Origin of the sequence: Nonomuraea sp. CA-218870, from assembly GCF_050936535.1 — a bacterium.
GTDB classification, from domain to species: Bacteria; Actinomycetota; Actinomycetes; order Streptosporangiales; family Streptosporangiaceae; genus Nonomuraea; species Nonomuraea corallina.
Map to the genome: position 1 here is coordinate 1,173,459 of NZ_JBNJMN010000002.1, position 25,654 is coordinate 1,199,112.

At 74.4% G+C, this 25,654-nt stretch carries 14 protein-coding genes; 10 read left to right on the plus strand and 4 right to left on the minus strand.

Annotated features, from left to right (window positions below):
- Positions 1 to 17: 17 nt before the first annotated feature.
- The 8 genes from ACQEUU_RS34145 to ACQEUU_RS34180 are packed head-to-tail and all read left to right on the plus strand — an operon-like array spanning position 18 to position 20,597.
- Positions 18 to 6,299: an amino acid adenylation domain-containing protein gene (locus ACQEUU_RS34145; protein WP_433073818.1), complete on the plus strand. Its 6,282-nt coding sequence runs from the start codon at positions 18 to 20 to the stop codon at positions 6,297 to 6,299.
- Complete coding sequence (locus tag ACQEUU_RS34150; RefSeq protein ID WP_433073821.1) at positions 6,296 to 11,896, plus strand: amino acid adenylation domain-containing protein; 5,601 nt, start codon at positions 6,296 to 6,298, stop codon at positions 11,894 to 11,896. The genes ACQEUU_RS34145 and ACQEUU_RS34150 overlap by 4 nt, the downstream gene beginning before the upstream one ends.
- Entirely contained in the window at positions 11,893 to 12,147 is a 255-nt protein-coding gene (locus ACQEUU_RS34155; RefSeq protein WP_433073824.1) for an acyl carrier protein, read from the plus strand. Before ACQEUU_RS34150 ends, ACQEUU_RS34155 begins: the two co-directional genes overlap by 4 nt.
- Positions 12,144 to 13,616 carry a condensation domain-containing protein gene (locus ACQEUU_RS34160; RefSeq protein ID WP_433073827.1) on the plus strand — a complete coding sequence of 491 codons (1,473 nt, stop codon included), beginning with the start codon at positions 12,144 to 12,146 and terminating at the stop codon, positions 13,614 to 13,616. The genes ACQEUU_RS34155 and ACQEUU_RS34160 overlap by 4 nt, the downstream gene beginning before the upstream one ends.
- A 52-nt stretch (positions 13,617 to 13,668) precedes the next feature.
- The gene (locus tag ACQEUU_RS34165) at positions 13,669 to 14,601 is read left to right on the plus strand and encodes an ABC transporter ATP-binding protein (RefSeq protein WP_433073830.1); all 933 of its coding nucleotides are present in this window, start codon (positions 13,669 to 13,671) and stop codon (positions 14,599 to 14,601) included.
- Positions 14,598 to 15,302, plus strand: a complete 705-nt coding sequence (locus ACQEUU_RS34170) for an ABC transporter ATP-binding protein (RefSeq protein ID WP_433073833.1) — start codon at positions 14,598 to 14,600, stop codon at positions 15,300 to 15,302. Before ACQEUU_RS34165 ends, ACQEUU_RS34170 begins: the two co-directional genes overlap by 4 nt.
- Positions 15,303 to 15,318: 16 nt before the next feature.
- Positions 15,319 to 18,489: an FtsX-like permease family protein gene (locus ACQEUU_RS34175; RefSeq protein WP_433073836.1), complete on the plus strand. Its 3,171-nt coding sequence runs from the start codon at positions 15,319 to 15,321 to the stop codon at positions 18,487 to 18,489.
- Positions 18,486 to 20,597: a hypothetical protein gene (locus tag ACQEUU_RS34180; protein WP_433073839.1), complete on the plus strand. Its 2,112-nt coding sequence runs from the start codon at positions 18,486 to 18,488 to the stop codon at positions 20,595 to 20,597. The genes ACQEUU_RS34175 and ACQEUU_RS34180 overlap by 4 nt, the downstream gene beginning before the upstream one ends.
- 35 nt (positions 20,598 to 20,632) lie before the next feature.
- On the opposite strand, the gene ACQEUU_RS34185 is transcribed toward ACQEUU_RS34180, so the two are convergent.
- From ACQEUU_RS34185 to ACQEUU_RS34200, 4 genes are all read right to left on the minus strand, one after another.
- Entirely contained in the window at positions 20,633 to 21,334 is a 702-nt protein-coding gene (locus ACQEUU_RS34185) for a TetR/AcrR family transcriptional regulator (protein WP_433073842.1), read from the minus strand.
- Between the two features lie 141 nt (positions 21,335 to 21,475).
- Complete coding sequence (locus ACQEUU_RS34190) at positions 21,476 to 22,432, minus strand: cyclase family protein (protein ID WP_433073845.1); 957 nt, start codon at positions 22,430 to 22,432, stop codon at positions 21,476 to 21,478.
- A gap of 165 nt (positions 22,433 to 22,597) precedes the next feature.
- Entirely contained in the window at positions 22,598 to 22,924 is a 327-nt protein-coding gene (locus ACQEUU_RS34195; protein WP_433073848.1) for a PadR family transcriptional regulator, read from the minus strand.
- Positions 22,925 to 23,005: 81 nt separating this feature from the next.
- On the minus strand, positions 23,006 to 23,323 hold the full coding sequence (locus ACQEUU_RS34200; RefSeq protein ID WP_433073851.1) for a hypothetical protein: 318 nt from the start codon (positions 23,321 to 23,323) through the stop codon (positions 23,006 to 23,008).
- Between the two features lie 292 nt (positions 23,324 to 23,615).
- On the opposite strand from ACQEUU_RS34200, the gene ACQEUU_RS34205 reads away from it, so the two are divergent.
- Positions 23,616 to 24,299: a GntR family transcriptional regulator gene (locus ACQEUU_RS34205; RefSeq protein ID WP_433073854.1), complete on the plus strand. Its 684-nt coding sequence runs from the start codon at positions 23,616 to 23,618 to the stop codon at positions 24,297 to 24,299.
- Positions 24,300 to 24,453: 154 nt separating this feature from the next.
- Complete coding sequence (locus ACQEUU_RS34210; protein WP_433073857.1) at positions 24,454 to 25,626, plus strand: CaiB/BaiF CoA transferase family protein; 1,173 nt, start codon at positions 24,454 to 24,456, stop codon at positions 25,624 to 25,626.
- The last annotated feature ends 28 nt before the right edge of the window (positions 25,627 to 25,654 follow it).

Consider the following 25,654-nt stretch of genomic DNA (forward strand, 5'->3'; position numbering starts at 1 on the left):
ACACAGGAAGAACGCACATGACGCACTGCCAGGAGAGCATGCCGGCTTCGTTCGTACAGCAGGACATGTGGGTCGGCGAACGCATGGGGGCGGGGCTGACGTACCACCTGCCGCTCGCCCTGTGGCTCGAAGGCGAGCTCGACGTGTCCAGGCTGCTCGGCGCGTGTGCGCGGGTGGTCGCCCGGCATCCGGTGCTCGCCACCGCCGTCGCGGAGAGCGGCGACGGGCTGCGGCTGGTGTCCGCCGCCGAACCGGTCGTGACCCTCGCCGAGCTGCCCGACCCCTCGCCCGGCGCCCTCGAACGGCTGATCAGGCAGGAGAGCGCGCGGGAGTTCGACCTGGAGAAGGGGCCGCCGGCCAGGTTCACGCTGGCGCCGGCGGGACCGGGACGGCATCTGCTGCTGTTCGTGGCACACCACCTGGTCTTCGATGGCATGTCCAAGGACATCCTGGTACGTGACCTCGCCCGGTTCTACGCGTCCGGGCTCGGCGCCGGCGAGGCGGTGGAGCCGGTGTCGTTCGCCTGGCGGGAGCCGGGGCCGGACGCGCTGGCCGAGGCCCGGGAGTTCTGGGCCGGGCGCTGGTCGGAGCCGGCCGAGATCGTCCTGCCGGGCCAGCGGCGCACCGGCCGGCGGTACGGGCCGGGGGAGGAGATCGACGCCGGGTTCGACCACGAGCTGGGCGGCGCCGCCGCGAAGGCCGCGGCGGCGATCGGCGCGTCGACCTTCGAGGTGCTGCTCGCCGGGGTGCACGCGCTGCTGTTCAGGTACGGCACGGACAACGTGGCGGTCGCCATCGACGTGACCACGCGCGGCCCCGCCACCCGTGACCACATCGGCCCGTTCGTCAGCGAGCTGCCCGTGCTGTCGCGGCCCGAGGCCGGCCAGGCGTTCCGCGGGTTCGTCCGGGAGCTGCGCGACGAGCTGCGCGCGGTCTACAGGCTCCGCGAGGTGCCGCCCGGACGGGTGCTGGGCCGGGAGGCCCGGGGCGCCGCCGTACCCGTGTCGATCAGTTACCGCAGGCGGGAGGCCGACCCCGTCTTCCCCGGCTTGACCGTCACCGTGGACCGCATGATGTTCGGCGGAGGCGCGCGGAACCCGCTGCACCTGCAGTTCCTGGACGGTCCGGACGGGCTGGCGCTGTGCGTGCGCCACGACCCGGCGGCCGTGGACCGGGACGTCGCGGCCCGGTTCGCCGACGGGCTGCGCGCCCTGCTGCGCCACGCCGCCGACGATCCCGACACCCGCCTGGCCGACCTGGACGTCATGCCGGCGGCGGAGTCGCGGCGGATGCTCATCGGGTGGAACGACACCGAGGCCGCCTACCCCGCCGGGGCGACGCTGCCGGGTCTGCTCGCCGAGCAGGTGCGGGCCCGGCCGGACGCGTGCGCCGTCACGTTCGGGGAGCGGTCGCTGACCTACGCGGAGCTGGACGCGGCGGCCGACCGGCTGGCCTCCAGGGTCCGGCAGGCCGGGGTCGGGCGCGGCGAGCTGGTCGGCGTGCACCTGCGGCGCTCCGACCTGCTGCTGGTCTGCCTGCTCGCCGTGCACAGGGCCGGGGCCGCGTACCTGCCGCTCGATCCGGACCACCCCGCCGAACGGCTCGCCATGATCGTGGCCGATGCCCGTCCCCGGCTGCTGCTGTCCGAGGCCGCCGTGCCGGACGAGCTGCCGGGGCCCGTGCTCCTGGTGGATTGCGGGCTCCTGGCGGGCGGGAACCCGGCGCCGCGGGAGGAGGTACGGCCGGCGTCGCCCGGGGAGACGGCCTACGTGATCTACACCTCGGGGTCGACGGGGCGGCCCAAGGGGGTCGAGGTCGACCACGGCAACCTGGCCAACCTGCTGCTCGCCATGCGCGACCGGCTCGGGTCCGCGCCCGGTGACACCTGGCTCGCGCTCACCTCGCCCGCGTTCGACATCAGCGCCCTTGAGCTGTACCTGCCGCTGGTCGTCGGCGGCCGGGTCGTCGTCGCGCCCCACGGCGCGGTGCGGCAGCCGGAGGCGCTGGCCCGGCTGGTCGCCGAGCAGGGCGTCACGCACGTCCAGGCCACGCCGTCGGTGTGGCGGCTGCTGCTGCCCGGCGGCATGGCCGGGGTGACCGCGCTGGCGGGGGGAGAGGCGCTGCCGGCCGGGCTCGCGCGGGAGTTACGCGCCCGCTGTGACCGCGTCGTCAACGTGTACGGCCCGACCGAGACGACCATCTGGAGCACTTACGGCGAGCCGGGCGACCCCGGTGAACCGATCACCATCGGCCGTCCCCTCGCCAACACCCGGATCTACCTGCTCGACGCGGCGATGCGCCCGGTTCCTCCCGGTGTCGCGGGCGAGCTGTGCATCGGCGGGGCCGGGGTGGCGCGGGGCTACCGGGGCAGGCCGGCGCGTACGGCCGAGCGTTTCGTCCCTGATCCTTTCGGTCCGCCCGGGGGACGGCTGTACCGTACCGGGGATCTGGCCCGCTACCGGGCCGACGGCGAGATCGAGTTCCTCGGCCGCCAGGACGGTCAGGTCAAGCTGCTCGGGCATCGGGTCGAGCTCGGCGAGATCGAGACCCGGCTGCTGGAGCACCCCCAGGTCGGCGAGGCGGCGGTGGTCGTCCGCGACGGGGAGACGGACGACCACCGCCTGATCGCGTACGTCGTCCCGGCGCCGGGCGCGGCCACCCCCGACGCCGGCGCGCTGGCCGCCCACCTGGCGCGGACCCTGCCCGCCGCCACGGTGCCGAGCGCCTACGTCGTGCTGAACGCCCTTCCGCTGAACCCGATCGGCAAGCTGGACCGCGCCGCCCTCCCCGAACCGTCCGGGCCGGCGGGCCCGGATCCGGCCTCGGGCCTGGAGCCGGGCCTGTACGGCGAGGTGGCGCTGGTCGAGGAGGTGCGGCGGATCTGGTGCGAGGTGCTGGAGCTGGACGACGTCGGCGCCGATGACGACCTGTTCGACCTCGGCGGGCACTCGCTCACCATCACGCAGATCTCGGCCAGGATCAGGAAGAGCGTCGGCGTGGACGTGTCGCTGGACGCCTTCTTCGACGATCCGACGATCAAGGGGGTCGTCGAGGAGATCGTCCGGCTGCGGGGGGAGCGGGTCGCGGCGGACGAGGCGGACGGCCCGCCGATGGAGATACGGCCCCGGCCGGACGGGGCCGACCCGCCGTTGTCGTTCGTGCAGGAACGGCTGTGGTTCCTGCAGCGGTTCGACCCCGGCGACGCCTCGTACAACATGTACCTGGTGCTGCGGCTGCGGGGCGGGCTGGACACCGGCGCGCTGGGGGAGGCGCTGGACGCGGTGGTGGCCAGGCACGAGAGCCTGCGCACGTCGTTCGCCGACGTGGACGGCGAGCCGGTCACGGTCGTCCACCCGCCCGGTCCCGTGTCCTGCGAACGCCTCGACCTGGAGGGCTCGCCTGACGCGGAGGAGCAGGCCGAGCGGCTGGTCGCCGACCGCACCAACGCGCCGTTCGACCTGGCCGGGGCGCCGCCCCTGCGGATCAGCCTGCTCAGGCTCGGGCCGGACGACCACGTGCTCTGCTTCGTGCTGCACCACATCATCGCGGACGGGTCGTCGCTGGGGGTCCTGTTCGACGACCTGTTCGCCCTCTACCTGGCCCGGGTGCGGGGCGAGGAGGCGGAGCTCGCGCCGCTCCGGGTCCAGTACGGCGACATCGCGCTGTGGCAGCGGGAACGGGACTCCGGCGAGGCCGCCGAGGAGTCGCTGGCCTACTGGCGCGGACAGCTCGCCGACCCGCCCCTGCTGGAGCTGCCCGCCGACCTGCCCGGCGGGGAGCGGCCCGAGGGCGCGTTCCACTCGTTCCTGGTGCCCGCGGAGCTGGTGTCCCGGCTGGAGCGGCTCGCGCAGGAGCACAACGCGTCGTTGTTCATGGTGCTGGTGGCCGCCTACCAGACGCTGCTGGCCCGGCACACGGGGCAGGGAGACATCCTGGTCGGCACGCCGTGGGCGACCCGGGACCGGATGGAGCTGGAACCGGTCATCGGCTACCTCACCGACACGCTGGTCCTGCGCGGCGATCTCACGGAGGACCCGAGCTTCTCCGACCTGCTCGGCGCGACCCGCCGTACCGTGCTCGACGCGCACGCCCACCGGACCGTGCCGTTCGAACGGCTCATCGGCGAGCTGGGCGTGCCGCGCGACCTCCGTCGCAATCCGCTGCTGGCCACCATGATCATTCTGCACAGTCAGGCGGGGGAGGGGACTCCGCCGGAGCGGGTCGGCGACCTCGGGGTGGAGCTGTTCGACGGAGGCTACCGCCAGACGAAGTTCGATCTGTCCCTGGAGACCTGGCGCAACGAGCAGGGGCTGCTCGCGGTGCTCGGTTACGACGCCACCCGGTATCACGCGGCCACCATGGAAGGGCTGGCCGCGCGGTTCGAGGTGCTGCTCCGGGGCATCGCGGACGCCCCCGGCACGCCGATCTCACAGCTGCCCATGCTGACGGACGCCGACGACGCGGCCGTACGGGGTGCCCCGGCGCGTGGCGACGAGGACGGGCGGCGCGGCGGCGCGGAGACCGTGCCGGCGCTCATCGAGCGGACCGTCGCCGCCACCCCCGACGCCCCGGCGCTGCTGTGGGGCGGCGAGGCGATGAGCTACGCGCGGCTCGACGCCGAGGTGGCGCGGCTCGCGGCGGCCCTGCGGCGGCGCGGGGTCGCTGAGGGGTGCGTGGTCGGCGTCTGCCTGCGGCGATCCGCCGAGGCCGTCGTCGCGTTGCTGGCCGTATGGCGGGCCGGCGGCGCGTACCTGCCGCTCGACCCCGACTATCCCGACGAACGGCTCGCCTTCCTGGTCGACGACAGCGGCGCACGCCTGGTGGTGACCGACGCGGAGCTCGCGCCCAGGTTGCCCGGGGAGACCGTCGTGCTCGTGTCCGCCGACGAGTCCGAGGACGGCGACCCCCGGTGGTCGGGCGGCTGGAGCCCGGTCGAGCCGGCCGACCCGGCGTACGTGATCTACACGTCCGGATCGACGGGCAGGCCGAAGGGGGTGCTGGTCGAGCACGGCAGTCTGGCGGGGCGAGTGCGCTGGATGCGGGAGGCGTACGGCGTCGGGCCGGACGACCGGGTCGCGCAGTTCGCGTCGCTCAGTTTCGACGCCCACGCCGAGGAGCTGTACCCGGCGTTGACGGCGGGCGCGGGCGTGCTGCTGCTGCCCGACGGCGCCGCGTCGCTGCCGGACGCGCTGCGCACCCCGGCCGGTGGGCAGGTCACCGTGCTGGACCTGCCCACCGCCTACTGGCACCGGCTCACCGAGGCGCTCGACGACGTGACCTGGCCGGAGCCGCTGCGGCTGGTGATACTCGGCGGGGAACAGGTGCACGCGGCGGCGGTGGCCAGGTGGCGGGACCGGTTCGGCGACCGGGTCCGGCTGGTCAACACGTACGGGCCGACGGAGGCCACCGTCATCGCCACGGCCGCCGACCTCGACGAGGCGGACGCCGTCCGCCGCCCGCCCATCGGCCGGCCGATCGGCGGCACGACGGCGCACGTCCTCGGCCCGTACGGCGAGCCCGTGCCGCCGGGCTTCCCCGGCGAGCTGTGCCTGGGCGGGGAGGGACTGGCGAGGGGCTACCTGGGCCGCCCGGAGCTGACGGCCGACCGGTTCGTCCCCGATCCTCACGGCCCACCGGGAGCCAGGCTCTACCGGACCGGCGACCGGGTGAGGCGGTGGCCGGACGGGACCCTGGAGTTCCTCGGCCGGTTCGACGCCCAGGTGAAGGTCCGCGGCTTCCGGGTGGAGCCGGGTGAGGTGGAGACCGCCCTGCTGACCCATCCGGGCGTCCGCCAGGCGGTGGTGACAGCGGACGGGGAGCGGCTGGCCGCGTACGTGGTCGGGCCGGCCGGGCCGGACGAGCTGCGCGCGCATCTGGCCTCGGCCCTGCCGGCCCATCTGGTGCCCACGGCCTGGGTGAGCCTGCCGGCGCTGCCGCTCACGATCACCGGCAAGGTGGACGTGGCGGCCCTGCCCGCGCCGGGGCCCGGCCCCGTCGCGGAGTTCGTGGCGCCGCGCACGGACGCCGAGGCGCTCGTGGCCGGGATCTGGGGCGAGCTGCTGGGCGTCGAGGCGGTCGGCGTCGACGACGACTTCTTCGCCCTGGGCGGGCACTCCCTGCTGGCGACCCGGGTCGCGGCCCTGCTGCGCAACGCGCTCGACACGGAGGTGCCGATCCGCACGGTGTTCGACCAGCCGACCGTCGCCGGGTTCGCGAGCGCGGTCGAGAGGCTGGTGATCGAGCAGCTGTCCTCGCTCACCGACGACGAGGCGGCACATCTGCTGGAGGTGGGGGAGTGACCGACTCCGAGGCGTTGTCGGCGGCCAAGCAGGCGTTGCTGGCGCAGCGGCTGCGGCGCGGAGCGGCGGCGGTGGCGCGCCACACCATACCCTCGCGCCCTGCCGGCGAGCCGCCGCCGCTGTCGCACGCGCAGGAGCGGCTGTGGTTCCTGGAGCAGTTCGCGCCGGGCACCACCCAGCTCACCATCCCGATCAGGCTGCGGCTGCGCGGCCCGCTGGACGCCGGCGCCCTGGCCGCCGCGCTCGACGCCGTCGTGGCCGGGCACGACGCGCTGCGCATGCGCTTCCCCGACACCGGGGACGGCCGGCCGCGCGTCGTCCTCGCCGACGACGCGACGTTCCCGCTGACCGTGCGCGACGCGCCCGACGAGGCCGCCGCGAAGGCGCTGGCCGAGCGGTTCCTGGCGGTCCCGTTCGACCTGGTGGCGGGCCCGGTGGCGCGGGCGCTGCTGGTGCGGCTGGGCGACGACGACCACGTGCTGGTGGTCGCGGTGCACCACATCGCCGCCGACGGCTGGTCCGCCGACGTGCTGATGCGCGAGGTCTTCGCCCGCTACGACGGCCGCACGCCGCCCGCCCCGCGGGTGGGGTACGGCGACTACGCGGCCTGGCAGCGCGGCCTGGCCCCCTCCCGGCGCGACCTGGACTTCTGGCGGGCCAGGCTGTCCGGCCTGGAACCGCTGGACCTGCCGACCGACCGGCCCCGCCCGCCGGAACGCACCTACACCGGCGCCGCGCACCCGTTCTCCCTGGGCCAGGAGGCGGCCGACGGGCTGGCCCGGCTCGGGCGCGAGCACCGGGCCACCCCGTACATGGTCATGCTGGCCGCGCTCGCCGCGCTGCTCGGCCGGTACGCGGGCGTCGAGGACGTCGCCGTGGGATCGCCGGTGGCCGGCCGTCAGGTTCCGGAGCTGGACGGCGTGATCGGCTGCTTCGTGAACATGCTGACCATGCGGGTGGACCTGACGGGCGATCCGACGTTCGCCGAGCTGCTCGACCGGGTGCGCGACGCCGTCCTGGACGCCTTCGCCCACCAGGACCTGCCGTTCGAGCAGCTCGTCTCGGAGCTGGACCTGCCGCGCGACGTGTCCAGGTCGCCGCTGTTCGGCGTCATGTTCGCGATGCAGAACTACCGGAACGAGGCCGTCGACCCGCCCGCGGGGCTGACCGTGGCCGACTTCCCCGTGGACGCCTGGGCGACCAGATACGACCTGGAGCTGTACGCCGGCGACGACTCGGGCGGCATGTTCGTCTACAACACCGACCTGTTCGAGCCCGACACCGTCGGACGCCTCGCCGGTCACCTGTGCACGCTGCTGGAACGGGTCGCGGCCCGGCCGGACGCCCGGCTCTCGCGGATCGACCTGCTCAGCGAGGACGAACGCCGCCTCGTCCTGGACGCATGGAACGACACCGCCGCCGACTTCCCCGGCGAGGCCACGCTGCACGGTCCCATCGAGGCGCAGGCGGCGCGTACGCCCGGCGCGGTCGCGGTCCGCTTCGAAGGGCGCGCGCTGACGTACGGCGAGCTGGACGCGGCGGCGGATCGGATCGCCCGCACGCTGCGCGGCCTCGGCGCAGGCCCGGGGTCGGTGGTCGCCGTGTGCGCCGAACGCTCGCTGGAGCTGCTGCCCGGCCTGCTCGGCGTGCTCAAGGCGGGGGCGGCGTACCTGCCGATCGACCCCGACTATCCGCCGGACCGGGTGGCGTTCATGCTGGCGGACGCCGCGCCGGCCGTGCTGCTCACCCAGAGCGGGATCCGCCCGGCGCTGCCGGACACCACCGCGACCATCCTCGACCTGGACGATCCGGACGTCTGGACCGGCGGCTCCGGCCCGCTTCCCGAGGTGCGGCCCGGCGACGTCGCCTACGTCATCTACACCTCCGGCTCCACCGGCCGGCCCAAGGGCGTGCCGAACACCCACGGCGGCATCGCCAACCGGCTCGACTGGATGCAGGAACGGTTCCGGCTGGACGACGCGGACGTCGTGGCGCAGAAGACGCCGCTGAGCTTCGACGTGTCGGTGTGGGAGCTGTTCTGGCCGCTGCGCTGCGGCGCGAGGCTGGTGCTCGCGACGCCCGGCGGCCACAAGGACGCCGCGTACCTGCGCAAACTGATCACCACGGAAGGCGTGACCACCACCCACTTCGTCCCGTCGATGCTGGCCGTCTTCCTCGCCGGGAACGGCGGCCCTGAGAGCGCAGGGAACGGCGGCGCGGGCTGCGGCTCGCTGCGGCGGGTGATCTGCTCGGGCGAGGAGCTGCCCGCCGACCTGGCCCGCCGCTGCGTCGCGACGCTCCCCGCCGCCGAGCTCCACAACCTGTACGGCCCCACCGAGGCGGCCGTGGACGTGTCCGCCTGGCACTGCCTGCCGGGCACCCTCACCTCGGCGGCCCGCGTCCCGATCGGCGCCCCCATCGCCAACACCACCCTGTACGTCCTGGACGCCGCCCTGTCACCGGTGCCGATCGGGGTGCCGGGCGAGCTGTTCATCGGCGGCGCCGGCCTGGCCACGGGTTACCTGAACCGTCCCGCCCTCACGGCCGAACGGTTCGTGCCGGACCCGTACGGCCCGCCGGGATCGCGGCTCTACCGCACCGGCGACCTGGTCAGGCGCCGCCCCGACGGAGTCCTGGAGTTCCTCGGCCGGCTGGACGCCCAGGTCAAGCTGCGCGGCCTGCGCATCGAGCCGGGCGAGATCGAAGCGGCCCTGCGCGCCCTGCCGGCCGTCGGGGACGCCGCCGTGATCGTCCGCGACGACCGCCTGGTCGCCTACGTCACCCCGGACGCCGGCCGGACCGGCGCCGCCGACGGCGCGGACGCGCTGGACCAGGCCCTGGACCACGCGCTGGACCAGGCGCTGGACCAGGCGCTGGACCAGGCGCTGGATCACGGCGCCCTCCGGGCCGAGCTGAAGAAGACGCTGCCCGACTACATGGTCCCCGCGGGCTACGTCACCCTCGCCGCCCTGCCCCTGAGCCCCAACGGCAAGCTGGACCGGCGCCGGCTCCCCGCGCCCGTGGCCGCCAGGGACGCCACGGTCGAGTTCATCGCACCGGACACCCCCACGGAACGGACGCTGGCCGCGATCTGGGGCGACCTGCTGGGCGTCGAGGCGGTCGGCGTGGCCGACGACTTCTTCGACCTCGGCGGCCACTCCCTGCTCGCGACCCAGGTGGTGGCCCGGCTGCGGCAGCAGGCGGGCGCCGAGGTCAGCGTCATGGACGTGTTCAAACACCGCACCATCCGCGAGCTGGCCGCGCTCGCCGACACCCCGGCGGACCGGCGCGGCCCCCGCGCGCTGCTGCACCGGCTCACCGCCGCCCGCAGCATGAGCCCGGTCCTGAGCTACGTGTGCGTCCCGTACGGGGGCGGCAGCGCCGTCGTCTACCAGCCGCTCGCGGACGCGCTGCCGGACGGGCACGCGCTGTGGTCGGTGGCGATCCCCGGCCACGACGTGGGCGTCGACGAGGACAGACTGTCGTTCGACGAGCTCGCGGAAGGGTGCGTGCGCGAGATCCTGGAGAAGGTCGAAGGCCCGATCGCCCTGTACGGGCACTGCGGCGTCGGCTCGGCCCTGACCGTGGAGATCGCCCGCAGGCTGGAGGCCGCGGGCAGGGACCTCGACGGCGTCTACATCGGCGGCATCTTCCCGTTCGCCCGCCCGCGCGGCCGCGTGATGGCGCGGATCGCCAGGATCGCCGAGGCCGAGCGGCTCCGCAGCGACCAGCGCTACGTCAACTGGCTGATCTCGCAGGGCGTGGACATGAGCGACCTCGATCCCGCGCAGGCCCGCCGCATCGTCAGGAACATGCGCCGCGACTCGCGGGAGGCCGAGGAGTACTACACCCGCCTGTTCGAGTCGGGCACGCGACGGTTGCGCGCCCCCGTGGTCAGCATCGTGGGCTCCGAGGACCCGGCGACGGACTACTACCAGGAACGTTTCCGCGAATGGCACTTCCTGACCTCGGTGACGGCGGTGGTCGTGCTCGCGGAAGCGGGACACTTTTTCCTGAAATATCGGGCGCAAGAGCTGGCCGAGATCGTCACCACCGTCCACCGCGGCCTGGAGGAACCGGCCCACCCGACCCCTGACGAACCGGTGGACGAACCGGTGGACGAACCGGCACGAACCGGCGACCGTACCTGGTGGCTGCACGACCTGTCCCACTCCGACACGCTGCCCGCCCCGGCCGGAGTGCGGCCCGGCATCCCGCGCTTCCTCGCCGTCGCGCTGAGCCAGCTCGTGTCCATGACGGGGTCGGCGCTGACGGAGTTCGCCGTACCCCTGTGGATCTACACCACGACCGGGTCGGTGGCCAAGTTCGCCCTGATGGCGGTCGTGGGCCTGGTGCCGGGGATGCTGGTCGCGCCGCTCGCCGGGGCGATCATCGACAGGACGAGCCGGCGGCGGGTGATGCTGGCAGGCGACGTCGCCGCGTTCGCGATCCAGCTCGCGTTCGGCGTGCTGCTGTGGACGGGGAACCTCTCCGTGGAGATGATCTACCCGCTGCTGGGCTGCCTGTCCGTCGCGCTCACGTTCCAGCGGCTCGCGTACTTCTCGGCCGTGCCGCAGCTCGTGCCCAAGCACCTTCTCGGGCACGCCGTCGGCGTCACGCAGCTCGGCACCGGCACCGCCCAGCTCCTGGTGCCCCTCTTCGCCGTCGGCCTGCTGTCCACCATCGGGCTCGGCGGCATCCTCCTGCTCGACATCGCCGGCTACGCGGTCGCCATCGTCATCCTGCTGGTGGTGCGGTTCCCGGCCACCATGCCCTGGCGGCGCCGGGAGTCGATCAAGAACGAGATCCTGGGCGGGCTGCGGTACTCGCTCGGCCATCGCGGGTTCGTGGCCATGCTGCTGTTCTTCGTCGTGCTGAACGTGTTCCTCGCGCCGCTGCTGCTGATGTTCTCGCCGCTGGTGCTCGCCTTCGCCGAACTCGCCGACGTCGGCAGGATCTCCTTCCTGGCCGGGGTCGGGACGTTCGCGGGCGCCCTCGTCATGATCGTCTGGGGCGGCCCGCGCCGCCTGCGCCTGCGCGGCGTGCTGCTGTGCACCCTCGTCCTCGGCTTCTTCTGCCTGCTCACCGGCCTGCGCGCCGACCTGGCCGTGATCGCCGCCGGCGTGTGCGGCATCACGCTCTGGATCACGCTGCTGAACGGGATCTACACCACGATCGTGCAGGTCAAGGTGCCGCAGCGGTTCCACGGCCGGGTGTTCGCGATGAACACGCTCATCGCCTGGTCCACGCTGCCGATCGGCTACGGGCTCGTCGCCCCGTACGCCGCCTCGCTGCTCGACCCGCTGCTGCTGGACGGCGGCGCGCTGGCCTCCACGGTCGGGGCGGTCATCGGCACCGGCCCCGGCCGCGGCATCGGATTCATGTACGTGCTCTTCGGCCTCGTCATCGTGGCGATCGCGCTGGCCGCCATGCGCGTCCCCGCGCTGGCCCGCTTCGACCGCGAGGTCCCCGACGCCGTCGCCGACGACCTGGTCGGCGTACGAGCCCTGCGATCCAAGGAGAGTGAAATGACGGGACGACACCAGGCGGTCGTCGACAGTACGGCCGCGCCAGGACGCGGCGGGAGCGCGCGGTGAGCGGCGACCTGGAACGCAGGCTCGCGGACCTGGTGGCCGCCGTGTCCGACGGGGAGATCAGCGCCGAGGAGGCGCTCGCGGGCGAGCACTCGCTGTCGGCGCTGGGCCTGACCTCGCTGGCGTGGATCCGGCTCATCGACGCGATCGAGGACGACTTCGGGGTGGACGTCGATCTCGGCGGCGACCTGTCCGCCTTCGACCACGTGGACGCCCTGGCCGCCCATGTGTCGGACCTGCTGGACACCCGATGACCACCCCGATGACCACCCCGATGACCACCCCGGCGACCACCCCGATGACCGCTCCGGCGACCGCTCCGGCGACCGCCTCGGTGCCGTTCAGCGGGACGCGGGGCGGCGAGGCGCCGCTGACCTGGGGGCAGCGGCTGATGTGGCGGGCCGTGCACCTCATGGGTCCCAGCCAGTCCTTCCTCAACTGCCCGTGGGTGCTGCCGGTCCACGGCAGGCGCGATCTGGCGACCGTGCTGGCCGCGCTGCGCCGGATGCTCGAACGCCACGAGAGCCTGCGCACCACCTTCGCCGACACCCCGCACGGCCCGGTGCAGCGGGTGGCGCGCGACGGCGAGCTGACCGTGGAGCTGGCGGTGACGGGCCCGGAGGGGCCGCTGGGCACCGCCGAGCGGATCGCCGCCGAGCTGGGCACGACGGTCTTCGCCCACGGTGAGGACCTGCCGCTGCGCTGCGTCGTCGTGCTCGCCGACGGCAGGCCGAGAGCCCTGGCGTTCGCCTTCTCGCACCTGGCGGTGGACTTCCAGGCGCTGAGCCTGCTGTCCGCCGAGTGGCGGGCGCTGCTGAGAGGCGACGACCTGCCGCCGCCGGAGTGGCAGCCGATGGAGCAGGCGGCGCTGGAGCGTGAGGAGCCGTTCCTGAGGCGCTCGCGGCGGTCGGTCGGCTACTGGCGCTCGGTGCTCGAAACGGTCCCGCTGGAAGTGTTCGACCATCCGCCGGGCGAGCCGGAGGAGCCGCGGTTCATCGAGGTCGGCATGGAGTCGGTGGCGCTCGCGGCGGCGGCCGTCCGGCTGGCCGAGCGGCTGACGATCAGCACGACGAGCGTGGTCATGGCCGCCTGCGCCACCGTGCTGGCGGTCGTGAGCGGACGGCCGCGGGCGGTCATGCAGCTCGTCCACAGCAACCGGCGCGATCCCCGCACCCGTCCGCTGGTCGCCACCGTGGGCCAGGACGGCCTGCTCGTGCTCGACCTGCCCGGGACCGGCTTCGCCGACACCTGCCTGGCCGCGCATCGCAGCGCCCTCATGGCCTACCGCAACGCCCACTACGACCCGTTCGAGATGCAGGCCATGCGCGAGGAGATCGGCCGCGTCAGGGGCGGGGAACCGGACCTGGACGCCTTCTTCAACGACAGGCGGGGCGACGGAACCTGGCCGAACCTGCCCCGCCTCGCCCCCGGCGACGACCTGACCCTCCTCACGGCGAAGACCCGTACGTACGTGACGAACGCCTGGCCCGGGGTCCGGTTCAAGGTGTTCTTCACCTTGGGGACCGACCCCGGCACCGGCCGGCTCAGCCTCATCGTCGACACCGCGTACCTGCCGAGGGAGACGGCGAGAGCCATGCTGCTCGGCGTCGAGACCCTGCTGGTCCGCGGCCTCACCGAGGACGTCCCCCTCGCCGCCGTCGGGCATCTCGTGCGGGCGCACGGTGAGATCCGCGGCGGGAAAGGCCTTGGGCCCGATCGGTGAGGACGATAGAGTCTGGCGCCGGAGCACCGCCCGCGCCGGGTTGAGGAGGGGGATGTCCGTCTCGCCCTGGTCCCTGCCGCAGCCTCCCGCGAAGGCGCCGGAGTTCGGGCAGGACGCCCTGATCGTGTGCGAGAGCCTGGTGCGGATCTACCAGTCCGGGTCGGTCGAGGTGCAGGCGCTGCAAGGGCTGGACCTGGTCGTGGACGGCGGGGAGATGGTGGCCGTCGTCGGAGCGTCCGGGTCGGGGAAGTCGACGTTGCTGTCCATCCTGGCCGGGGTCGACGCGCCCACCGCCGGACGCGTACGGGTCGACCGCTGGAACCTGCTGGACATGTCGCGGGCCGACCGGGTCCGGTATCGGCGGCACACCGTGGGATTCGTCCGGCAGCAGACCGCCGCGAACCTCATCCCGTACCTGACCGCGCGGCAGATGGTCGACCTGTCGATGACCGCGGCCCGCACCCCCGGCCGGGTGCGCAGCAGGCGTGCCGCCGAGTTGCTGAACCTGCTGGGCGTCGGCGAGTGCGCCGAGCGGCGGCCCGCGCAGCTGTCCGGCGGGCAGCAGATGCGGGTGGCCATCGCGGTGGCCCTGGCCAACGAGCCCAGGGTGCTGCTGGCCGACGAGCCGACGGGCGAGCTGGACAGCGCCACGTCTGCGGCGGTGTTCGGGCTGTTACGCGAGGTCAACCGGCGGCTGGGCGTCACCGTCGTCGTCGTGACCCACGATCCCGCGGTCAGCGGGCAGGTGGAGCGGACGGTGGCGATCCGCGACGGGCGCACCAGCAGCGAGGTGCTGCGGCGTACCGCCACCGGCGACGACGGCGCCCAGCGGATGATCGCCGAGGAGTACGCGGTGATGGACCGGGCGGGGCGGGTGCAGGTGCCGCGCGACTACCGGGAGGCGCTGGCGTTGACGCGCCGGGTCCGGCTGGTCCTGGAGGCCGACCACGTCGCGATCCGTCCCGACGACGGCGAGGCCGGATGAACGGCGGGCCCCTGGTCAGCGTGCGCGGCGTGCACCGCCGGTTCGGCAGCGGGGCGACCGCCGTGCACGCCTTGCGGGACGTGACGTTCGAGCTCGCGTCCGGCACCATGACCGCCCTCGTCGGCCGGTCCGGCTCCGGCAAGACCACGCTGCTCAACGTCATCGGCGGCCTGGACCGCCCGGACTCCGGCACCGTCGTCGTCGACGGCACGGACGTCACCGCCCTCGACGAGGACGGCCTGTCCCTGCTGCGGCGGGAGAAGGTCGCGTACGTCTTCCAGACCTTCGGCCTGATCCCGGTGCTGTCGGCCGCGGAGAACGTGGGCGCCCCGCTGCGGCTGGCCCGCGTGCGTCCGGCGGAGCGTGAGCGGCGGGTCGCGCTGCTGCTGGACCTGGTCGGCCTCGCCGCCCATGCCGGACAGCTTCCCGATGAGCTGTCCGGCGGGCAGCAGCAGCGGGTGGCGATCGCCCGGGCGCTGGCCGCCTCGCCCCGGCTGCTGATCGCGGACGAGCCGACCGGGCAGCTGGACGCCGAGACCGGCCTGTCGGTGATGGCGCTGTTACGCGGGGTGGTGGAGTCGGAAGGGGTGACAGCGCTGGTCTCCACGCACGACCCGACGATGCTCGCGCTGGCCGATCGGGTGATCCGCATCGACGACGGGCGGCTCGACGCCCGCTCCGACTGCCGGGACGATTCTTGATCGACAAGAGCCGCCCGTGCTGAGGCTGGCCGCCCGGCGAGCCCGTGCGCAGTGGCCCCTGCTGGCGGCTCTGCTGGCCGTCGCCGTGGTCGGCCCCACGCTGCTCGGCACCTGCGCCCTCCTGCTCACCCGTACGGCCGAGACGGCGCTGGAGACCTCCGCCTCCCGCGCCACCGCCGACCGGATCGACGTCACCGCCTACACCGTCACCGTTCGCGGCGAGCACGCGAGGTCCGTCGCCGACGACACCCGCGCGGTGCTGACCTCGGCCCTGGCCCCGTTCGCGACGACGACGGCCGCGCGCGCGTCGTCCGTGATGCGGTCGTTCCCCGGCGCCGGCGTTCCGGCCGTGGCGTACCTGTCGGGGGTGGAGGACCTGCCGGCCCGCGTCCAACCGGCCGTCGGACGTCTGCCTCGGGCGGGCGCCGCGCCGGCGGAGTCGGTGGTCCTGGAGGGCACCGCGCGGCGGCTCGGCCTGACCGTCGGCAGCAGGGTCAGCCTCGGCGCGGAGCTGGCCGACGACCCCGACCAGGGGATCGAGGTGAGCGTGGTCGGGATCGTACGCCCGCTGCCGGGCGCCGGCTGGGAGCGTGACCCCCTCGCCGCCGCCGGCTACGAGCCGGCCTATCGCGACGGCCGCTCCGCGCGCCCGGTTCACGCGTACGGGCCGTTCGTCGTCGACCTCGCCGACCTGCTCGGCGGCGGCTCCACCCTGGACCGGCTGGAGATCACCGCCCGCCCCGACCTGTCCGACCCCGACCGCCGCGACCTCGACACCGTCACCCAGGCCCTGCTCGGCGCCGACCGCCGGCTGGGACGGACGCTCGGCGACCGGGTGCGCATCCAGCGCGTCGCCTCCGCACTGCCCGCGACCCTGCTGGCCGCGCACGATCAGCAGCGGGTCACCACGGCCGCCGTGCTCGCCGTCGCCGCCATCGGGCTCGTCCTGACCGCGACCGCCCTCGCGCTCGCCGGCCGGCTCAGCGCCGGGGTGCGCGGCGACGAGACCGCCCTGCTGTCCGCGCTGGGCGCCGGCCGCGGTCAACTCGCCGGCGCCGCGCTCGCCGAGGCCGGGGCGCTCGCCGTGCTCGCCACCGCGGTCGCGATCCCGGCCTCGTCCGCCCTGCACGCCGGGCTGACCCGGCTGCCGCCCATGGCCGGGGCCGGGCTCGCCGCGCCTTTCGGCGTGAACGCCGCGCAGGTGTGGTCCGTCGCCGGCGGCGCGCTGGCGCTGGCGGCGGTGCTCGTCATGCCGTCGCTGCGGACCTCGTCACCGGGGGTGCGCGGGCGGCGCGAACTGCTCGCCCGGTCCGGCGCCGACGTGCTGCTCGTGGCGCTCGCCGCCGTCGGCTGGTGGCAGTTGCGCGATCAGCCGACCGGCTCGGGGTCTCCCGTCGACGCCGTACGGGTGCTCGCTCCCGCGCTGCTGCTCATCGCCGGGTCCGCGGTGATGCTGCGGCTGGTGTGGCCCGCGTTGCGGGTCGTGGAACGGCTGGCCGGACGGGCTCGAGGGCTGATGGTGCCGCTGGCCGCGTTCGAGGCCGCCCGCAGGCCGCAGGCGGTCGCGGCGGGACTGCTGGTCGCGCTGGGCTGCGCGGCGGCCACGTTCGGGATCGGGTTCGACGCCACGTGGCAGCGGTCCCAGCAGGACCAGGCCGACCTGTCCGTCGGCACCGATCTCGCGCTCACCCTCACCGCCCCGCCCACCGCCGGGCAGGGCACGAGGGTCGGCGAGGCCACCGGCGGCGAGGTGAGCCCCGCCACCGATCGGGGCATCGCGGTCGGGCAGTGGCTCGGCGGCGCCGGTGACCCGCCGCGGCTGATCGCCGTGGACACCACACGGGCCGGGGCGCTGCTGCGCGGACGGCTGCCCGACGGCCGGACCTGGAACGCCGTCGGCGCAGCCCTCGCGCCCTCGACGCGGGCCTCCGGTGTCGCCGTCCCGGCCGGAGCCGCGTTCTCCCTGACGGGGAACGCGACCGGCGCGACGCCGCTCACCGTGACGCCCAGGCTGCTGCTGGAGGACGCGACGGGGCTGCGCACACCGTGCACCGGCGCGCCCGTCCCCCTCGACGGGAAGGCGCGTCCGCTGCCGGACTGCGCGACGGCCGAAGGGCTCCGGCTGGTCGCGGTGTCCCTGCCGTTCGCGATCGAGACGGGGAACGTGGGCACCGGGTACGCCGACGCCCTGGCGGAACCCCCGGCGGGCGACAGCCGCGTCGCCGTCACGCTGACCGTGGCGGGGACCGGCTCCGCGCCCTCGCCCTGGACCGCCACCTCGGCCGGGCCTGCCCCCGGACAGCTCGGCGACCCGGCCATAGCCGTGACCGGCACCTCCGCGGGCACCGAGCTGAGGATGACCACGACCGTCGCGCTGAAGGGCCCACCGGAAGCAGCCAGGACCCTGGTCGCCACGGCCTTCCCGGCTCCCGGGCCGGTGCCCGTCGCCGTCTCCGCCCGCTTCGCCGACGAGGCGGGCGCCCGGCCCGGCTCCCGGCTCGACCTCACCGTCGGGCTCACCCCCGTGCAGGTCAGCGTGGCCGAGGTGCTGCCGGCCGTGCCTTCCGCCCCCGGCGCCGCGGCCATCCTGGCCGACTTCGACGCCCTCTCGCGCGCCCTCGCCGTCAGCGGCGACTTCGACGCGCCCGTGGACGCGTGGTGGGTCGGCCGACCCGCCGGGGACGACGTGGCCGATCTCGGCCTCGGCGGCTTCACCACCCGCGCGTCGGAGGCCGCCCGGCTGACCGGCGGTCCGCTGCAGGCCGGGCTGCCGGCCGTGCTCCGGCTGCTCGTGCCGGCCGCCGTGCTGCTGATGCTCGCCGGGATCGTCCTGCACGTGACGTTCGACCTGCGGGCCCGCGCGGTCGAGGTGGCGCGCCTGCGGGGTCTGGGGATGACCCGGCGCGAGATCCGCGCCGTGCTGCTCGGCCAGCATGCCGGCATCCTGCTGCCGCTGCTCGCGGCGGGCGCGGTCGTCGGCGCGCTGGCCACCCGCGTCGTCGCGCCGCTGCTCGTCCGCTCCGACACCGGCGCGGCCCCCGTCCCCGAGGTCCTGCCCGTCTGGCCGTGGGCCGCCGAGGCCGTCCTGCTCGCCGCGCTGCCGGCCGCGTGCGCGCTGGCGGTGAGCGCGGTGGTCGTCGTCCAGGCCCGGCTCGCCGACGCCGCGCATCTGCGGGTGGCGTCGTGAGGATCCCGGCGCCGCACTGGCCCAGCGTCGCCGGCCGCGCCCGCGCGGACGCGGGGCCCCTGCTCCTGGCCGCCGTCGTGGTGATGGCCATCACGCTGCTCGCCGCCGCGACGCCGCCGCTCCTGGCCGAGACCGCCGACACCGCCGTACGGGACGCGCTGCGCGCGGGCGGCGGCGATCTTCGGGTGCACAGCCGCATGGAGACCGACGAAGGGCCGAACGCCGGCCGCGTCCGGCACCCCCGCCTCGCCGAGTCCGTGGACGACTTCCGGGCCAGGGTGACGGACGAGCTCGGCCCCGGCCTGCGCGCCGCCCTGCGTCCACCCGTCGCCACCGTCGTCAGCCCCACCCTCAAGATCACCGACGGCAGTGTGCTGCGGACGTTCCAGCTCGCCTACGTGGCCCGCGACGGCGGACCCGAGGTGACCTGGATCGCGGGCGGCCCGCCCCGGCCCACCGCCTCCGCGACCGCGACGATGGCCTACGGCGCGCCGCCGTGGCCGGTGCAGGTGGGCCTGTCGGAGGCGGACGCCGCCGCTCTCCAGCTCCGTCCAGGCGCCCGCCTCCCGCTGGCCGACGACCAGGGGAATGACAAGGACGTCCGGATCAGCGGCGTCTTCCGGCCCCGGGACAGCGCCGATCCCGCCTGGCGGCTGCTCCCCGCACTGCTGGGTCCCGTCACCGGCGCGGACGGCACGGGAACCACCCGGTTCGCCGGGCTGCTGTCCCGCGACTCGCTGCCCGACGCCCGGCTCGCCTTCGGACCGGACGAGCTGCGGCGTACCGTCTCGTTCACCCCCGACCCGGCCCGGCTCACCTGGGACCTGGTCCCGTCGGTCGCCGCGAAGGTGGTCGCGCTCAAGGCGGCCTCAGGCTCCTCCGCCGCCCGGGACGGCTCGCCGCAGTGGGAGACCGGGCTCGACGGGGTGCTGCGGAACGTGAGCTCCCAGGTCGGCGCGGCGTTCTCGCAGGCGTCCGTCCTGCTCGTCACCCTGCTCGCCGTCGCCGTCCTGGTCCTGCTGCTCGCCGCCGACCTGCTGGTGCGCCGCCGCGCCCCCGCCCTGGCGGCCGCCCGGCAGAGAGGGATGTCGCTCCCGGTGATCGGTGGCGAGCTGCTGCTCGAATCCGCCGTGATGGCGCTGCTGGCCGCGGCGGCCGGGCTCGGCCTGGCCCGGGCCGTCACGCCGGGGGTCTCGTGGGAGTGGATCGCGCCCGTGGTGGTCACGGCCGTCGCCGCCGGACCGGCTTTCGGGACGCTCACCGCCGCCCGCGCCACCCGGGATCGCCGCGTCCCGGCCAACCGGAGCGCCCGGCGGTGGCTGCGCGACACCGTACGGCTGCGCCGGGCCGCTCTCGAGGCCGGCGTGCTGGCGGCCGCCTCCGGCGCCGTCGTCGCTCTGTACCAGCGGGGGAGCGGCGGCGGGGTGCTGCCCGCCGGCGCGCCCGCCCTCTGCGCGCTCGCGGGCGGGCTCCTGCTGGCCCGCGCGCTGCCTCTCGGGACGCGCCTCCTCCTCAGACGGCTGCTGCGGTCGAGCCGGCCGCTGGCGGTGTTCGGGGCCGCGAGGGCGGCGGCGACCTCGGCCCGCGTGCTCCCGCTGCTGGTGCTCGTGACCTCCGCGGCCTTGACCTCGTACGCGCTCACGTTCGCCGCCGCGATCGGCCAGGGGAGCGAGGACGGGCCGCTGGCCGCTGGACTGGTGCGGTTGGCGTGGGTCTCGGCTGTCACCCTGCCGGTACTGGGCCTGCTGGGACTCGCTCTCGGCGCGGCGGCCGGCGCGCCGGAGCGATGGCGGACCCTGACCCGGCTGCGCACCCTCGGGCTGCGGCCGGTGGAGGCCCGCCGGGTCGCCGCGGGAGAACTGCTGCCGCCGGTGCTGGTCGCCGCTGTGGGCGGTCCGCTGCTCGGGGTGGCGCTCGCCCACCTGACGTTCGGCTCGCTCGCGCTGCACCTGCTCACCGGGACCGATCCGGACCCGGCGCCGCCGTGGTGGGGGCTCGGCCTGGTGGCGGTCGTGTTCCTGGCGGGGGTCGCCGTCGTGGCGCCCGTCGAGTCGGCGCTGCGCCGCCGCCGGCGCCTGGGCGAGGTACTGCGCGCGGGCGACGGCTGAGCCGCTCGACCGCCCGTGGGATGTCAACGCGGACGTCAGGGAGCGGGGGAGTGGCTCGTGGCCCGGTCGAGGAGCTCCGTGAGCAGGGCGAGCTCGCCCGGCGTGTACAGGTCCGGCACCTCGTCGAGGACGGCCTTCAGCCCCACGGCCCGCTGGGCCACGCTCGGCGGGCCGGCCGGGGCGTCCGTGGTGATCGCCGCGAGGACGGCCTCGCGCAGGCGGCCGGGCAGAGCGGGATCGCGCTGTTCGGGAGGCATGCCGATGAGGTTGAGCGTGAGGCCGACTCCCGCCGAATGGACCATGTCCATGGCCGTCTCGACGCCGACGGAGAGCCGGCCCGCGACGGCGATGCGTTCGACCAGCAGCCGCAGCCGCGCCGTCGCCTGCTCGGTGCTGCGCCTGCGGGTCCCCGGGGCCGGCCGGCCGTACATGAGCAGGTACTGCTCCGGGTTCTCCAGGCCGAAGCCGACATGGGTGTCCCAGCCGCGGCGCAGGTCGTCCACGGGGTCGTCGGACAGTGCCTGGCCGTGCTTGCGGGCGAGGTAGCGCGCGAACCCGTCGGCCGCGACCGCTTCGAGCAGCCCGTTCATGTCGGTGAACAGGCGGTAGAGCGTGGGCGCCTGCACCCCGGCCGCCGCGCTGACGGTGCGCGTCGTCACTCCTTCGCGGCCCTTGTCCCGGAGCAGCTCGGTCGTGGCGTCGATGATGCGCCGGCGAACCTCTTCCCGATCAGCCATGTAACAACGATAACAGGATCTCGGTATCGGAACTTGAGCGGTCTCCGCCCGGCGTACGTCGCACTGTCAGCCGAGCGGGACGATGACGACGGAGGCCGGGTTCTCGTGATCCGTACTGCGCGCATCGTGCGCGCCTCGGGGTCAGAAGGTGGCGATCGGGTTGACCGGGCTGCCGGACGCGCCGGCGAAGCGGACCGGCGCGACCGCGAACTGGAAGTCCCACTGGCCGAGCTCGGCGGCCGTCGTCGCGCACGCCTCCAGGTCGCAGTTGTCGAGCAGCCACAGGCCCATCGCGACGAGGCCCACGGCGTGCACCGGCATCAGCACGTCTTCGTACCCTGACGGCTGAACCTCCTGCGGGGTGTCGGCGCCGATCAGCGCGACCTGCCGTTCACGCAGCCACGGCAGGCAGGACGCGTGCCAGCCGGCCTGCTCGTAGCCGCCGTCCCGGCCGGCCTCGTGCCGGAGGCGGCCACGGCCGGTCCGCAGCAGCACGGCGTCGCCGGATCGGACCCGGACACCCTGGCGACGCTCCGCCTCCTCGAGATCTTCGGGGTACACCCCTTGCCCCGGTTCCAGCCACGGCACGTCGCGGACTCGCGCGATGTCCAGCAGGACACCACGGGTGACGATCCCGTTCGCCGCCGCGGTGACGGCCGCCCACGCCGATCCCGTCGCGGCGTCGACCGACGCGTGGGGCCGCCCGTTGTACAGCGTGCCGTCCCAGAAGATGTGGCACGGCGAGTCGAGGTGGGTGACGGTGTTGCCGTGGAAGGTGAGGCCGAGCCGCTCGGACGAGAAGCCCCAGCGCCGGTCGCGGAGGAATCCGGGCGCCGGCATGGTGTCGGCGCCCGGCATGTCGACGGCGCGCGGGCACGTCATCGTCGACCGTTCCATGTCCTCGGGTGCGGCGACCTCCCAGGCGCACGACACGCTCCGGCCGTGGCGCACGGCCCGCGCGGCGGCCAGCCGGACATCGTCGGTGATGTGGTTGAGCGTGCCGAGTTGGTCGTCGTCACCCCACCGGCCCCAGTTCGACAGCGTGTCGAAGTACGCGAGCGCGTCGTCCTGCGCGGGTGTCGGCCGCCCTGCCGTCATTCCAGCATCAACTCCTTCGGTCAGTTCGAGAGATCGCAGGCAGGCTATCCCGCCCTCACCTCCGGCGAGCCGGCTTCGCCCGGTCGGCCCGAGATCGGCGGGCCGGTGTGGAAAGGGTCGAGAATCGGCGTCAGGTTGCGGCCGGTGAAGTCCGCTCCCAGAAGGTCATCTCCCGCCCTCCTTGAGCTTGTCGATCCGTGAGGTGACGTACTCCCATTTCGCCCAGAACCTGGCGAGTTCTTCGCGTCCCGCGTCGTTGAGCGCATAGAACTTGCGTGGCGGGCCCAGCCCGGACGGTCGTTTCGTCGTCTGGACGAGCCCGTTCTTCTCCAGGCGCAGCAGGATGGTGTAGACCGTCCCCTCGACGACGTCGGCGAAGCCGAGCTCGTTCAGCCGGCGGGTGATGGCGTACCCGTAGGTCTCCTCGCCGCCGATGATCTCCAGCACGCAGCCCTCAAGCGTGCCCTTCAGCATCTCCGTCAGGTCGTCCATCGCGGGCTCTTCTCGATCTCCTGGTACTTCGTACTGCCGAGTACTACCTCAAGGTAGCCTGGGCGGAGCTGTGTGTGCTGATCAGCGGGGGCGGCTGAGGGCGGCCTCGGCCAGGTCCGTCCACTTGTCGGCCGAGGAGTGGGGCACGACCACCCAGTCCTTCACCACCCTGCCCCGGCCCGAAGGGTCGAACAGGGACGCCCCGGCCAGCTGAAGCGCGGCCGTGTGCTCGGGGGTATCCCTGACCAGCCGGAACACCATCGCGCCGTCGCGGCTCAGGCTCGCGAACACCTTCCCCGCCTGGTCCTTGAGCGCGGGCCTGCCCATCATCCTGGAGATCCCCACCCCCAGATCGGCCAGCTCCGCGCCGACCTGCCGGAAATCCTCTTCCGCGCTCATCGTCAAGTCGGTTCCGCGCTTCCTCGTGACGCGAGGGTCTCGACCCCGGCTTCCGGCAGTACGGCGATCAGTCTAGTCATCGCGGCGATCAAGGCGAGGTCCGTGCGCCGGGGGTCGGCGAACCATGGCGGATGGTCGCCGGCGCCCGCGGGCACCGGACCGACCCGGCGCGACCGCCTGCCGGGTCCGCGGATGCGGCCTCGGGCCGGAGGATATTTTATATAGGATCTCGGAGACGGCGGCTGCCCTTCCGGGAAAGCCACCGGCCGGGGTCGAGGCGAGGAGTGGTGCGATGGGCGCGAGGGCGGCTGAGGCCGGGCGTCCCCAGCTCAGCGACGACGCCGCCGCCTACGTACGCAGCATGATCATGTCGGGGCAGTGGCGGCCGGGCGACTCGGTGCGGCCGGAGGCGGTCGGCCAGGCGCTGGGCATCTCCGCGACCCCCGCCCGCGAGGCGCTGCACGTGCTGCGCGTGGAGGGGTTCCTCGACCTGCTGCCCCGGCGCGGCTTCCAGGTGGCGCCGCTGACCGGGCAGGACATCCGCGACCTGTTCGAGGCGCACGCGCTGATCTCGGGGGAGCTGGCGGCCAGGGCCGCGGCCCGGCTGACCCCGGAGCAGCTCGCCGAGCTGGAGGCGCTGCATCACGAGCTGCTCGCGGCGGCCTACCGGAAGGACCTGGCGCTGCTGGAGGAGAAGAACCACGCCTTCCATCGCCTCGTCAACCTGGCCGCGGACGCCCGTAAGATCACCTGGGTGCTGACCCTGACCGGGCGGTACATCCCCACCCGCTTCTACTCGGAGATCGCGGGCTGGCCGCAGGCCACCCTGCACGACCACACGAGGATCCTGGAGGGCCTGCGCGCCCGGGACGCGGAGGCCGCGCGGACGGCGATGCGCGATCACATCGCGCACGCGGGGGATCTGCTGGCCAGGCAGTTCGACGAGCGGGCCGCGAGCGAACCGGGTCCCGCCTAGTCCACCGGCCGCCGTCTGCGTCCCCCTCTATATCGCGGCTTCTCTCTCGGCCGTCGCCCACCCCCTGATCGGAGAGGTTTCTCACCGTGATGCAAGGCGAGGCTGGCCATGCTGGCAAAGATTATATATTATATATGCCAATGAAAGGGGAGCTGTGCTGCCACTTACCGGGATCACCGTGGTCGCGCTCGAACACGCGGTGGCCGCGCCGTTCGCGACGCGTCAGCTCGCCGACCTCGGCGCTCGGGTGATCAAAATAGAGCGGCCAGGAGCCGGCGACTTCGCCCGGCGCTACGACGAGTCGATCAAGGGCCAGTCCAGCTACTTCGTCTGGCTCAACCGGTCCAAGGAGTCGGTGACGCTGGACGTGAAGTCACCGGACGGCCGGGAGATCCTGCACGAGCTGGTCGGCCGGGCCGACGTGCTGGTGCAGAACCTCGGGCCGGGCGCCGCCGACCGCCTCGGCCTGTCGGCCGCCGCCGTGCGCGCACGCGACCCTCGCACGATCGTGCTGGGCATCACCGGCTGGGGCAGCGACGGCCCCTGGGCCGGGCGCAAGGCCTACGACCTGCTGGCCCAGTGCGAGGCCGGGCTGGTCTCGCTGACCGGTGCGGAAGAGCCGGCCAGGGTCGGCATCTCGGTCGCCGACATCGCCGCCGGGATGTACGGGTTCAGCGCCGTCCTCGCCGCCCTCTACCGGCGCCAGGCCACCGGCGAGGGCGCCACCCTGGAGGTCTCCCTGTTCGAGGCCCTGGCCGAGTGGATGGGACAGCCGGCCCACTACACCGCGGGCAGCGGCCGGCAGCAGCCGCGCGCGGGCGCCCGGCACGCCACCATCGCCCCGTACGGGCCCTTCACGGCGGGGGACGGGCGCACGATCTTGATCTCGATCCAGAACGAGACCGAGTGGGCGCGGTTCTGCGCGGAGTTCCTCGGCGCGCCCGAGCTCGCCACCGACCCGCGCTTCGCCACCAACACCCTGCGGGTGAACCATCGCGACGCCCTCGAAGCCCTCATCGAGGCCCGCTTCGCCGGGTTCGACGCGCCCGCGGCCTCCGCCCTGCTCGACCGGGCGGGGATCGCCAACGCGGGCGTCAACACGGTCGGCGACTTCCTGCGCCACCCGGTGCTGCGGGAGCGCGGGCGCTGGCGGGACGTCGACACGCCCGGCGGCCCCATCAGGGCGCTGCTGCCGCCCATCTCCCTCGGCGCGGAACCGCGGATGGACCCGGTGCCCGCCGTCGGCGAGCACACCGCGGCCGTCCTGGCCGAGCTCGGCCGCTCGCGGCGGGAGATCGACGACCTCGCCGACAAGAAGATCATCTGACCGGCCCGCAGAGGGCGGCGAAGGAGTT